The organism is Photobacterium angustum (genome assembly GCF_002954615.1).
Taxonomy (GTDB): Bacteria; Pseudomonadota; Gammaproteobacteria; order Enterobacterales; family Vibrionaceae; genus Photobacterium; species Photobacterium angustum_A.
In genome coordinates this window covers 807,980-821,955 of sequence record NZ_MSCJ01000001.1, presented here as the reverse complement: position 1 = coordinate 821,955, position 13,976 = coordinate 807,980, and the positions used below count along the sequence as shown (strand labels likewise).

Sequence of the window (13,976 nt, the reverse complement as noted above, 5' to 3'; positions counted from 1 at the left end):
TAGCGATATAATGAATTGCTCTAATTGAAATCATTACCCTTATTCTCGCCATCATCGCTGCTTGAGATTTATTGCCGATGATGCAGGAACGAACTGCTGTGCTGAATAATGTTGCTATAGGTATCAACAGTCAGTCTACCTTTGTTAAAGATGCTGATCAGGTAGCACTGCGATCTCTTCTGATGTCAATATCGTTTCAAGCAAATGCTAATGGTGCTAAACGGTTTTACAGATAATAAAAAAGGGCACTATGTGACCCTTTCTTATCTTAATGGCTTTGGTTATGCACTGATAAAGGTTGTTTCTAATATCGCGACAGATTGATCAAACACTAATTGTAGTGAGCTCACTTCTAAGCCATTAATCGAACCTTCTTTCGCATTTTTTTCAAATTCTGAGCAAATATGATGAAGTTGCATTAACCCCATGGTTCCAGCAGCACCTTTTAATGTATGCGCTTGTTTAGCCACTTCTGATAAATTTTCATCATCAATAGCCTGATGAAGCTTTGATAACGTTAAGTTCGATGATTCTCCAAATAAGTGAATAAGCTGCTTCACTTGGGCTTCACCCAATACTTGGAGATCACTACCTAAAACAGATTCTTTTAACAGTGGAATCGTACTCTCTGTTTGCTTAACTTCCACACTCTCTTCTCCAATGCCTTTTTCAATAATCACACGCTTCTCACCTTTTAAGATACTGCTCATTGTATCAATCAACTGCTTTTCTACTAACGGCTTAGGTAAGAACCCTGCAAAACCAGCATTTAAATATAATTCAACTTCTTCACGAAAAACATGAGCAGAAAACGCAACCATAGGCGTCGGCTCTTCCCATGCTTCGTGGTTATTATCTTCTAGCCGACGTAAACGACTGAGTAACTGAACACCGTCAGTATCTGGTAAGTTGATATCTAATAACGCGATATCAAAACGTTGATTTTTGAATATTTCTTCAGCTTCAGCACCATCGAAAGCCGTGACAACAGTATGGCCTAAACGAGTTAAGAAACCTTCCGCAACCATACTATTTACTGGATTATCTTCCACCAACAAAATATGAGCAGAGCGCATAATCACTCTTTTATCATCGGTTTCTAAACTCCCTTCGCCGTGTTCAAGAGGCAATGCAAACCAAAAACAACTCCCTTCACCAACAACTGACTCTAATCCAATTTCACCATCCATTGCCGCTACAATATGTTTACTAATTGCTAAGCCTAAACCTGTGCCTTCAATGGATTTTCGTCCTGCTTCTGCTTGCTGGAAAGCACTGAATAAGAGGTTTTGCTCTTCTTCATCAATACCAATACCCGTATCTTTTACAGAAAACAGCAATTCATCTGGCATGTCTGGATGAGGCTCTACAAAAATTGAAACTTTGCCCGTATCTGTAAACTTAATCGCATTACCTACGAGATTTACTAGCACTTGACGTATGCGACTCTCGTCACCAAACCATATTCCTTCAACTTGTGGTGAAATATGGCACTCAAGACCAATACGTTTTGCAAACGCACGCCCTTCTAACATATTAGACACATCAGTAACCATCCGAACAACGGAAAAGTTACTTGGCCTTATATCTAAATGCCCAGCTTCAATTTTCGAGTAATCAAGAATGTCATTTAAAATATCAAGTAAGGTTTCACCACTGCGGTTTATCACATCGAGATAGCGTTTCTGTTGTGATGTTAATTGTGTATCTGCTAATAACGATGCAGTACCTAAGACACCATTCATTGGTGTTCGGATCTCATGGCTCATAGTTGCAAGAAATGAAGACTTCGCGCGGTTTGCTTTTTCGGCTTCATCACGCGCTTTATAATGATTATAAACTTCTTCATTTAAGCGACTGTTTATTTTCTCAAGCTCGCCAGTACGTTTTGCGACTAATCGTTCAAGGCTAGCTTTGTGCTCTTGTAATTCTTGCCGCGCCTTTGACTCAGCTTGCGCCAAACGATATCGCTCATTAGCGGTGTCACGAGCCACTAAAATAGCTCGCCCCATTTGCGCTAATTCATCATCCCCTTTGACGTTAATTCTGACCCCTAAATCGCCTCGGGTTAAAGCTGATAATGCACGGCTATATTCGTTAATACGGCAAATCACTCGCGCATAAACAAATCGCCACATAATGAGTACTAACGCCAATAAACCAATTGCAGAGATCACTATTAACGTATTTCGGGCAAGTGTTAAAGTATGATCAACACGTTTAACCGCTTGCTGAGTATTCACATTAGCAACATCAATAATGTCATCAACGGTATGATTTAACTGCTGGAATAACACCAAATTTTGTTGATCAAGGCGCTCAACATCTTGCTTTGCATAAATAAGCTGCTCAATAACCCCAAACAATAAACGACCACGATTAAGCTGAGCTGTTAACTCGACTAATTGTTCTGAACGGCTAGGATCTTCAACTGATTTCACTCGCTGACTCATGATGCCTACCGCATCGTTATAGCGTTTTTTGAGTGCCACGAGGGATTTAATATCAGCAATACGACTAGAATCATCCAGCATATTGATCACTTGTAGCGATAAAAAACGCAATTCAAATAAACGCTCAGATAAGTCCATATCCACTTCAACGAGACTATCTAATGCTTTATAGACAGCAGGTTTATTTCCATCTGCGACTAAATCATAGATGCGAGACACGTTAGCCACCGCAATGGTATTGGCATTTGAAACCTGAGATTGAGATAAATTATCAATTTGATGGGTGGCTTTCGTCATCTCTGTCGTTAGCTTATCTAACTGACTTTGAAGATCGATCTGACGCCCTACAAGTAAACCTAATAATGCTAAATTATCAACAATCCGCTTTACATCTTCTTCTAATTTCACCATTAACGGTTGATCAAAAGAAAATTGTTCAAGTGAATGCAAGCTTCGATTTAATGCTTCAATATGAATGGTTAACGCACGCCCTTGTCGCATACGTTCAGATTCTGCTTTAGATTTTGCCAATACTTGTGCATTAAAAATAATACGAGAACTTAAATCGGATAACTGACGCGCTTCTGCTAATGCAGGTACAGCAGAATTAATTACCGTACGCTCAGTTTTAGCCACTAATGAAAAACCTGCGACACCAATCATTACTGCAATAATCATCAAGCTAGCCATTGCTGAAAAGGCTATTAACAATTTCGTTCCGATACCTTTTAGGGTAAACGTCATAAATAATCTCTACATCAAAATGTTTGCAACCCATATATACCAAAGTGACTTCAAGCATTTAATGCCGCGTGTTGTCACTCAATTAAACATCTCAAGGTTACTTAGGTATATAATATCGTATATCTGTCGTTGCTCAGTATGCTCGCTATTTCACAAGAGAAAATAAAGCGCTACTATTTTGCCAGCGATATGACTTTAAACCTAAAATAATGTTGGTATAAATGCGCATTTTTTGTTTTGTTTTGTTTTTACTTTCCATCCAAACAGCTTCTGCACAAGAAGTGATCTCCTATCAACCTCCTTTTCAGGCAGATAAAAAAGCAACTGAAGTCCAATATGATTTTTTAACTTCCGTTACTAAGCCATGGAAAGTCTGTGCAGTTTACCCACATTTAAAAGATTCATATTGGTTATCGATCAATTATGGAATGGTTAAACAAGCAAAAAAATTAGGCATTACATTAAAAGTGATGGAAGCTGGCGGTTATCCCAATTTAGATAAGCAAACATTGCAGCTACAAAAATGCCATCAATGGGGTGCAGATGCGATTATTCTAGGCACGGTAGATGACGAAGCCTATAACGGAATACTTTCTAAACTTATTGGTAATACGCCTGTATTTTTAATGACGAACAATATTGATTTTACCGATCCTGATATTCGCCAACATGTGAAAGCCAAAGTAGGTGTAAATTGGTATGACATGGGTAAAGCTGCAGGTGAATACCTGGCTAAACGTCACCCGAAAGGTTCAGGTGTGGTAAAAGTCGCTTGGCTACCAGGCCCTCAACTCCAAGGTGGTACTAAACCTGTATCTCGTGGTTTTAAAGACGCGATTAAAAACAGCGATGTAGAAATTGTGACAACCTTATGGGCCGATAACAGTAAAGAATTACAACGAAATTTGATTCAGCAAATCCTCGGATCAAAAGAAGATATTAACTACATTGTTGGTGGCGCTGTGGCGGCAGAAGTAGCAATAAGTGAGTTACGTACTCATGATATTCACAACATAAAAATTGTATCAACTTACCTCAGTCATGGTGTTTATCGAGGCTTAAGACGTCATCGCATATTATTTGCCCCTACCGATAAAATGGCGGAACAAGCCATGCTATCTATCGACCAAGCTGTTCGTTATCTTGAACATAAGCCAGTCGTACTCGATATTGCACCTTCAATTGTCAATCTCACACCAGAATATTTACCTAAAAAAGTGATTGCAGAGTCGTTATCACCCGCTGAGTTCCGCCCTTCTTTTTATGTTAAAGACCACCATGTAAAACAATAATGCTTTGTCCTGCGTCCTAGGTTCTTTGACGCAGGATATTTTGTTCTCAAATATAATATTTGTGTCACCGCTAATAATTAGATTATTGTGTTTTACTCATTTATAAGGTTCTGATATCTATTATTTCATAATTACGATCAGAACATCTTAGCAAGGAAATATGATGCACAGAACAACCCGCACAATGGCATCCTCTAAACATATCGCCCTCGTTGCACACGATAACTGTAAAGTTGATCTACTTCGTTGGGTTAAAGAACATAAAGATAAACTGGCATCTCACAAGCTATACGCTACAGGTACAACAGGACACCTCTTATCAAAAGAAATAGGCTTACCGATCACTTGCTTAATCAGTGGTCCAATGGGAGGTGATCAACAATTAGGCGCTCTGATTTCAGAAGGTAAAATCGATATGATGATTTTCTTCTGGGACCCACTCAACGCCGTTCCTCATGACCCTGATGTAAAAGCGTTACTCCGCATTTCAGCAGTATGGAATATCCCCGTTGCGACTAACCGTGCTAGCGCAAACTTCATGATCACCTCACCACTTCTCGATCAAAAAGTAAGTATTGAAGTTCCTGATTACGATGCCTACCTAGCAGAACGCATAAATTAGTACTTAGTTATTTTTAGCCTTTTGCATTCATAGCGAAAGGCTCAAATAGCCTCACCTTTGCGAGAAAGTAACAATTAATTGAAATCCCTTCCGTTATGGCACAATTACTACAACTAAATTATGAAAATACATGTAATGCGTTATATTGTTAAATAGATTATATGTAGTAGAGGAAGTTGCCAATGAAAGCGTGGATGTTAAAACAGCCAAATGGAATAAGCGCACTATCTCTCGAAGAAACCGATACGCCCACCCCTAGCGCAGACGAAATTTGCATTAAAGTCGCGGCTGTAGGGCTAAACCCCATGGATTACAAATTAACAGAATGGGGTTACGCAACATGGAATTACCCTCAAATCATCGGATTAGATGTTGCAGGAACGGTTGAAAGTATAGGCGAGAATGTAAAACAATTTTCAATCGGTGATAGAGTCATCTTCTTTGCAGATCCTCGTACTGCAGGTGGATTTGCTGAATATGCCTGCGTGAAAGCCTCCGCCGCAAGTCGTATTCCTCTTACCTTATCTTTCACTGATGCAGCCGCTTTACCCTGTGCTGGATACAGTGCATGGATAGCCGTTCACGACAAATTACAAGTCCAGAAAGGTCAACGTATAGCGATCACAGGAGCTGGTGGTGGAGTCGGTGGATTTGCAGCGCAACTCGCCAAAAAAGCAGGGGCTACGGTTTATGCGATTGCCGAACGTCAACATCACCAACGTTTATTAAGTTATGGACTTGATGCGGTACTTTCGCCTGAACAAAATGTTGCCCTCGAAATAATCAACCTAACAGAAGATCAAATGCTGCATGGCGTCATAGACTGTGTCTCAGCACGTTCCGGTAGCCTTATGAGCGCGCTAATCCGTTATAACGGACATATTGTGATGGTCGCCGATCAGTTCACTCAAGTGCCGCTATTAGCGACGACTAAAGCATTAAGTATCCATGAAGTGGCTTTACATGGCACCTATGCCCACGGAGCACCAGAACATATTGCTCATCTTGCAGATATTGGCAACAAACTCAGTGAGCTTGTCGCTGATGGTGAGCTTAAAAGTATGGTTGAAAAAATCGTCCCCTTTACCAAACTTCCTGACGCATTGATTGGTATTCAAAACAAAAAACATAGCGGTAAAGTGATTGTTTATGTTAATCCCTAACTAAGCTTTTAAATAGAACAAAAACGAAGGACTCATATGAGTCCTTTTTTATTACGAAAACTCATCAATACCCGCCACTTCATACCTTAATAAAAGATATAAATACGCATAACGTCTTTCCTTTTATGTTTTTTCATTAATTTATTCGTTTAAAAAACATGAGCCATTTAACAAAATAAATACATTTTATTTTCATTTAATGCTCGAACGCGCATTTTTAATGTTTCTTTGTTTTCGCAATGTCGAATATTGTAGAAGATATGCCGTGCTCCCAGCCAATAACCTTCGACGTGAATAATAAGGATAATTAAAATGACAATAACGAAACACCCCTCCCTACTCGGCGAATGTATCGCTGAATTTATCGGCACAGGATTGTTAATCTTTTTTGGTGTCGGCTGTGTCGCTGCTTTAGTATTAACAGGAGCTGATTTTGGGCAATGGGAAGTCAGTATAATCTGGGGATTAGGTGTTACTATTGCCATATATTGTACCGCAGGCGTGTCTGGTGCACATATTAACCCAGCTGTTACTATCGCTCTTGCTGCATTTCACGGTTTTGATAAAAAGAAAGTCGCTCCCTACATTATTAGTCAACTTCTTGGGGCTTTCTGCTCTGCTGCGCTTATCTATGCCCTATATAGCAACCTCTTTACCCAATATGAAATAACCCATCAATTTGTACGAAGCAGTAATGAAGCATTGGCAACCGCAGGGATCTTCTCGACTTACCCACATGCCAGTCTGTCATTTTTCGGCGCATTTGCTGTAGAGTTTGTGATCACAGCAGTATTGATGTTCGCCATCTTAGCCCTTGGTGATGAAAACAATGGCGCATCCCGTGGTGCTTTAAATCCACTACTTATCGGGATTTTAATTGCCGTAATTGGTAGCTCTTTAGGTCCACTAACAGGCTTTGCTATGAATCCAGCGCGTGATTTTGGCCCTAAGTTGTTCGCCTATTTCGCAGGTTGGGATAAAGCACTAACAGGTGGTCTTGATATTCCTTACTTTATTGTGCCGATTTTTGCTCCCATTGCTGGCGCCTGTTTTGGTGGCTGGTTATACCCTAAAGTTGTTGCAGCGCATCTGCCTCAACAAGGACAAGGTTGTACAATTCCAAATCAATGTGACAAAAACACAGAAGAAGAAGCTCGCACGCAAGCTTAACCTCTACTTCCTAGTATAATTATAATAGTTTGAAACAAAGGACAAAAACATGAACGATCCAAAATACATCGTAGCGTTAGACCAAGGCACAACAAGCTCTCGTGCAGTTATTCTTGACCACGATGCCAATATCGTAAGTGTCGCTCAAAGAGAATTTACCCAAATTTATCCTCAAGCGGGTTGGGTTGAACATGATCCACTAGAGATCTATGCCACCCAAAGTTCAACCTTAGTCGAAGTACTAGGCCAATCAGGTATACGTAGCGATCAAATTGCAGCGATCGGTATTACAAACCAACGTGAAACCACTATTGTTTGGAATAAAGAAACAGGTAAGCCAGTTTATAACGCCATTGTATGGCAGTGTCGTCGTACCGCAGAGATCTGTGAAGAATTAAAACAACGTGGATTAGAAGAATATGTACGCGAGAATACAGGTCTTGTCCTTGACCCTTATTTCTCTGGTACCAAAGTAAAATGGATTTTAGATAATGTTGATGGCGCGCGAGAAGATGCAGAGGCTGGTAAATTACTGTTTGGTACTGTTGATACTTGGCTAGTATGGAAAATGACTCAAGGCCGCGTTCATGTAACAGATTACACCAACGCCTCTCGTACCATGTTATTTAATATCAACACCCTTGAATGGGATCAAAAACTTCTCGATGAGTTAGGTATTCCTGCTTCAATGATGCCAGAAGTAAAACGCTCATCGGAAGTTTACGGTAAAACCAATATTGGTGGTAAAGGCGGTACACGTATTCCAATTGCGGGCATTGCCGGCGATCAACAAGCCGCTTTATACGGTCAAATGTGTGTCGAGCCAGGGCAAGCTAAAAACACTTACGGAACGGGCTGTTTCTTGTTAATGAACACAGGACAAGAAAAAGTATCATCAACTCATGGCCTACTCACTACATTAGCCTGTGGACCATCGGGTGAAGCATCCTACGCACTTGAAGGTGCTGTCTTTATGGGTGGCGCATCGATTCAATGGCTACGTGATGAAATGAAGCTATTAGCCGATGCCAAAGACTCCGAGTACTTTGCCACTAAAGTTGATACTTCAAACGGTGTTTATGTCGTTCCAGCCTTTACGGGGTTAGGTGCACCATATTGGGATGCTTACGCACGCGGTACAATTGTTGGTTTAACCCGCGGCGTGAACTCGAACCATATTATTCGCGCAACGCTTGAAAGTATTGCTTATCAAACCCGTGATGTCATTGACGCCATGAAAGCGGATTCTGGTATACAGCTTGCCGCATTGAAAGTTGATGGTGGCGCCGTTGCTAATAACTTCTTAATGCAGTTCCAGTCTGATGTGTTAGATACTGAAGTTCAGCGTCCAGAGGTCACTGAAGTCACCGCACTAGGTGCTGCTTACCTTGCTGGCTTAGCTGTCGGATTCTGGAATAATATTGATGAGCTAAAAGATAAAGCCGTAATTAACCGCACTTTCAATCCCCACGCTTGTGATGATAAGCGTGAGCGACGCTATAAAGGTTGGAAACGCGCAGTTAAATGCGCGCAAACATGGGCAGAAATGCATGATTGCGAAGATTAATTATTCATAAAACGAATAAAAGAGAAAAAGAGCGTTCTTTGTAACGCTCTTTTTTATTTGAATACAGATAAGAGAATTGAATCACTTCTATGGAAAGGAAAATTAAAGCACAATAGATATCATTATATTTAAATGTATATCTGGCAATGCCAAGTAAGACAGGGAAATTTTTAGTGAAACAAATACCAAGACACCAAGAAATTATAGAGTTGGTGAAAAAACAGGGCTATGTCAGTACAGAAGAGTTAGTCGAACGTTTTAACGTCAGCCCTCAAACGATTCGCCGCGATCTTAACGAACTCGCCGACACCAATAAAATTCGTCGCTATCACGGTGGAGCAACAACACCACTTAGCTCTGAAAATACCTCTTACATTACCCGTAAGTCACTTAATTTCAGCGAGAAAGACTTAATAGCCGCAAGTCTTGTTAAACATATCCCTGATGGGGCATCACTGTTTATTGATATAGGCACCACACCTGAAGCTGTCGCACGTGCACTGTGTGTCCAACACAAACAACTACGTGTTGTAACCAACAACTTAAATGCTGCCACAATTTTGTTATCAAACCCAGAAATTAAAGTGATTCTCGCCGGTGGTGAAGTTCGTGATCATGATGGCGGTATCATTGGAGAAGCCACGCTCGATTTCATTCAACAATTTCGCCTAGATTTTGGCATCTTAGGGATCAGTGGTATCGATAATGACGGCTCGTTACTTGATTTTGATTATCATGAAGTACGTGTAAAACAAGCCATTATTGAAAATAGTCGCCGAGTATTTCTTGCAGTGGATCATTCTAAATTTGGTCGTAATGCAATGGTAAAACTGGGCTGTATTTCGCAAGTGGATGCACTGTTTACCGATCAGCAACCACCTGAAAATATTCTTTCAATTATTAATGAACATCAATTACAAATTGAGGTGGTATCCGAGCATGACCATAATGAGTAAAACATGCTAACAATCGTAAAACTAATTCAATAAAAAAGCGCATTTTTTTATACAAATCACATAAACGAGCAAAAACGAACAATAAACGAAAACAACAAATGATCACAAACGAAACTTAAGTTATGCTTACATTATGCTCTCTTATGTTCGTTTGCTCATTTTTAAGGTCGTTTTATGGATATCACTAAAAACAATAGCGCAACCCCTCTTCTCGATATCATCGTCATAGGTGGCGGTATTAATGGTGCAGGTATTGCTGCAGATGCGGCTGGTCGAGGATTAAATGTTGCTTTATACGAAGCAAATGATTTTGCCTCTGCCACGTCATCTGCAAGTTCAAAACTCATTCATGGTGGTCTACGCTACCTTGAACATTATGAGTTTCGCCTTGTTTCCGAAGCACTCGCTGAACGTGAAGTGATCTTAAATAAAGCGCCTCATGTTGCCGAGCCTATGCGATTCCGTCTGCCTCATCGTCCTTTTTTACGTCCAGCTTGGATGATCCGCTGTGGTCTCTTTCTTTATGATAATTTAGGCAAACGAACCACCTTACCTGCGAGTAAAAAAATTAACCTAGCGCAATCTGGTTTACTTAAACCAGAAATGAAAGTTGGTTTTGAGTATTCTGATTGTTGGGTTGATGACGCGCGTTTAGTGCTATTAAACATTATGGCTATCGAAGAAAATGGTGGCGAAGTTGCCAACTACTGCAAAGTTGAAAATGCGGTAAGAGAAGGTGACATTTGGCGCGTAACCATGGTTGATCAACGTACAGGTGAACGCTTTGAACGACGAACAAAAGCGCTTGTTAATGCGGCAGGACCTTGGGTTAAGCAATTTTTTGATAACGGTTTAGAAACGTCGTCGCCACGTAATATTCGTTTGATCAAAGGCTCACACATTGTAGTGCCAAAAATTCATAATGAAGAGCAAGCCTATATTCTTCAGAACAAAGATAACCGAATTGTTTTTGTCATTCCCTACCTTGATGACTTCTCAATCATTGGCACGACAGATCTAGAATACAAAGGCGATCCTCGTCATGTGGCGATTGATGAGACCGAAATCGATTACTTAATTGATATTGTAAATCAACACTTTGTTGATCAACTCGGTCGAGAAGATGTGGTGTGGACGTTTAGTGGCGTTCGTCCACTGTGTGATGATGAATCAAATTCACCACAAGCAATCACACGTGATTACACATTAGAACTTGAGCAAGAACTAGACCAAGCACCTTTGCTTTCTATTTTTGGTGGCAAATTAACGACCTACAGAAAGCTGTCAGAATCAGCGATGAAGCACCTAGAACCTTTCTTCCCACAAATGGGAAAACCATGGACAGCCAATCAAGCCCTACCGGGTGGAAACTTCAGCTGTTCACGAAAACAACTTGCTGATAGCTTACAGAACCGTTACCCATGGCTAAGTGATAAACAAGCATTACGCTATGTAAAACAATTTGGAAGTTACTGCTATAAGATGTTGGCAGACGTAACTTGTATTGAAGATATGGGCATTCAATTTGCTGATGGTGTTTACCAAAAAGAAATTGATTATGTTATCGCACATGAACATGTGAAAACGGTCGAAGACTTCTTGTGGCGCCGAACCAAATTAGGCCTATACCTAACCGATGAGCAGCAATTACAGGTCAAAGAGTACATCGATGCTAATGCTCCATCAAACAACATCGTTAGTTTTCATAAAGCCGGCTAATAACAATAAAGCCCATAACTTACTTTTACAGAAATAAAAAAACCGACCTTTAATAGGTCGGTTTTTTCATAAGCATACAATTACTTAATGCGTTTAATCTTATTATTTACAGGGTACTTATCTTCGATTAACTCATTGATAAAAGAAGATGTATTGTGTGAACCAGCACATACCCATACATGTTTACGCGCACGTGTTAACGCAACATAGAACAAACGGCGCTCTTCAGCATCAGTATAGTTTTCAGTACGTGGTTGCATCACAGCAGCTAAACCTGTTTCACGATCTGGAGACGGGAAAATACCTTTGTTAACATCAACAATAAATACATAATCAGCTTCACGCCCTTTACTCGCGTGACATGTCATGTATTCCAAGTTAAGTTGTGGCCACTGTGCTTTCCAGTCATCAAACTTTGCTGGTTTCTGCTTATTGTTACGACCCAAGATCATCACGCTCGTTTCTTTATTATCATAAAGTTTGGCTAAACGAGTTAAATCTTGCAGCATTAAATCACTATCAAGCAAGGTAACCGCTTTCTTACTTTGTTTCGTAAAGCTAGTTAACTGCTTTTTAATTTGGCTTGGGTTTTGTTGAATAAACAAGTTTGCCACTTCACCAATCATGCTATTAAAGCGATAAGTCGTTGATAGCTCAGTGATATGAGATGAACCAAAACGTCCTTCAAAGTCAGTCGTTAAGTTAACATCAGCACCAGCAAAACGGTAAATAGCCTGCCAATCATCACCAACAGCAAACAAGGTTGGGGACGACTTCCCTTCTATTTTCTGGCCGCATAACGCTTCAATAAGCGCTAAACGTTGTGGCGAAATATCTTGGTATTCATCTACCATAATAAAACGCCAAGGTGACACGAACTTACCTTCTTTAACATATTCAGTTGCCACATCAATCATGCTGTTAAAGTCGATTTGTTTCTTTGATTTTAAATACTGCAGATAAGCTTGATAGCAAGGCCACAATAACTCTAATTCGCTCTTCATACGTGGGCGCATCGCTGGGTTATTGTTATTTTGAATTTCTTCTATTAGCGCTTCTTTCGACAATGTCGATTGACCTAATAATTCAATATGGCGCCAAACCCAAGCTTGCAATTGCTCATTTTCAGCCTGTTGTTCCATCGTGTTTTCTTTGCTAAACCCCGGAACTCGCCATTGCGTAAGGTGACGTTGCCATTTGCTCGCTGACGCTGATTTATTCCATTGTTCAATCAACATACGGGCAATCCATGCTGAACGAACACGCGCATCAATAGCGATACCGGCGACATTAGGCTTTTCTTTTTCTACTTCTGCGATGATTTGCGAGCCCAAGCTATGGAACGTAGCAACCTTAACGCGATCACTGACTTTCTCACACATACGCTCAGACATTTCTTCTGCCGCTTTACGGCCAAATGCCAGCATCAAAATATCTTCAGGTACGGCTTGCTGACTCGCAATTAAGTAACCTGCACGAGCCACTAAAACACTGGTTTTACCCGTACCAGCACCGGCAAGTACTAAGTTATGATCTTGGTTGATTAACGCCGCTTCTCGTTGAGAATCATTTAATGGTGAGCGCTCAAAACTATCAAACCATGAGCCCCATTTTTCAGATTGCTGTTTAATCCAAGTCTTATTGTGTTCTTCAACCCAATCCTGATGTTCTTCTAACCAAGGCGAAATTTTTTCAAAGCTACGAGGGCGGAATGATGCCGCTAACTCTGGTGTTAAATCTGTATCAGCAAGCGATTGATGAAGGAAAGTATGTAACGACTCATGCTCAGAGCCACGTAAATAGCCCGGCTGTGATGAAAATTTGCCAATACGCTGTAAGATTTCAGGTAAAACAGCATCTAATTTATCAACGCGATTTCTTGCCCAATCTTGATACGTGCGGATAAGAAAAGCGGCGAACGGCTTACATTCGCTCCAAGGCAAACCATGAATAGTCCAGCAATATTGCTGATCAGAAGAGGTTAGCTCTAACGCTCCCCATAACACACCGCGATGTATTTCAATTGAGCCATCCCAATCGTCAAACGAGATCACTTCTGAGCCAACTTGGCTATCTAAAACCAATGAATTGTCATCTAAAGCGATACTGTAATAATCACCCTGCACTAACCATTGTGCTAACCAACTGGCACTTAATTGCATTATCTCACCAACTTTTCCATATTCTTATATGGGCGTAATATTGAACATAGCCGCGTAAAAAACATGCAGCTAAAATAGAAAAGGTCCAATCACCCTATGATCGGATGTCTACCCAAGTTTCTTGGGTT

At 40.5% G+C, this 13,976-nt stretch carries 9 protein-coding genes; 7 read left to right on the top strand and 2 right to left on the bottom strand.

Annotated features, from left to right (window positions below; genetic code table 11):
- Positions 1-281 precede the first annotated feature (281 nt).
- Positions 282-3,197, bottom strand: coding sequence for a TMAO reductase system sensor histidine kinase/response regulator TorS (gene torS, locus BTO08_RS03400; protein ID WP_105059897.1), 2,916 nt, complete (start codon positions 3,195-3,197; stop codon positions 282-284).
- Between the two features lie 221 nt (positions 3,198-3,418).
- Between torS and torT the strand changes: the two genes are divergently transcribed.
- From torT to glpD, 7 genes are all read left to right on the top strand, one after another.
- Positions 3,419-4,489 (top strand): TMAO reductase system periplasmic protein TorT, encoded by a 1,071-nt coding sequence (gene torT, locus BTO08_RS03395; protein ID WP_105059896.1) that lies wholly within the window; start codon positions 3,419-3,421, stop codon positions 4,487-4,489.
- A 163-nt stretch (positions 4,490-4,652) separates the two neighbouring features.
- The gene (locus BTO08_RS03390) at positions 4,653-5,111 is read left to right on the top strand and encodes a methylglyoxal synthase (RefSeq protein ID WP_105059895.1); all 459 of its coding nucleotides are present in this window, start codon (positions 4,653-4,655) and stop codon (positions 5,109-5,111) included.
- A 182-nt stretch (positions 5,112-5,293) separates the two neighbouring features.
- Entirely contained in the window at positions 5,294-6,274 is a 981-nt protein-coding gene (locus tag BTO08_RS03385) for an alcohol dehydrogenase catalytic domain-containing protein (protein ID WP_105059894.1), read from the top strand.
- Positions 6,275-6,586: 312 nt separating this feature from the next.
- Positions 6,587-7,444 (top strand): MIP/aquaporin family protein, encoded by an 858-nt coding sequence (locus BTO08_RS03380; RefSeq protein ID WP_105059893.1) that lies wholly within the window; start codon positions 6,587-6,589, stop codon positions 7,442-7,444.
- A 49-nt stretch (positions 7,445-7,493) separates the two neighbouring features.
- Positions 7,494-9,011, top strand: a complete 1,518-nt coding sequence (gene glpK, locus BTO08_RS03375) for a glycerol kinase GlpK (protein ID WP_105059892.1) — start codon at positions 7,494-7,496, stop codon at positions 9,009-9,011.
- A 173-nt stretch (positions 9,012-9,184) separates the two neighbouring features.
- A complete protein-coding gene (locus BTO08_RS03370; protein ID WP_105059891.1) occupies positions 9,185-9,967 on the top strand; it encodes a DeoR/GlpR family transcriptional regulator in 783 nt (260 codons plus the stop codon).
- 174 nt (positions 9,968-10,141) lie between these two features.
- A complete protein-coding gene (glpD, locus tag BTO08_RS03365; protein ID WP_105059890.1) occupies positions 10,142-11,686 on the top strand; it encodes a glycerol-3-phosphate dehydrogenase in 1,545 nt (514 codons plus the stop codon).
- A gap of 80 nt (positions 11,687-11,766) precedes the next feature.
- Here the strand turns inward: glpD and helD are convergent, their stop codons facing one another.
- The gene (gene helD, locus BTO08_RS03360; protein WP_105059889.1) at positions 11,767-13,848 is read right to left on the bottom strand and encodes a DNA helicase IV; all 2,082 of its coding nucleotides are present in this window, start codon (positions 13,846-13,848) and stop codon (positions 11,767-11,769) included.
- Positions 13,849-13,976 lie beyond the last annotated feature (128 nt).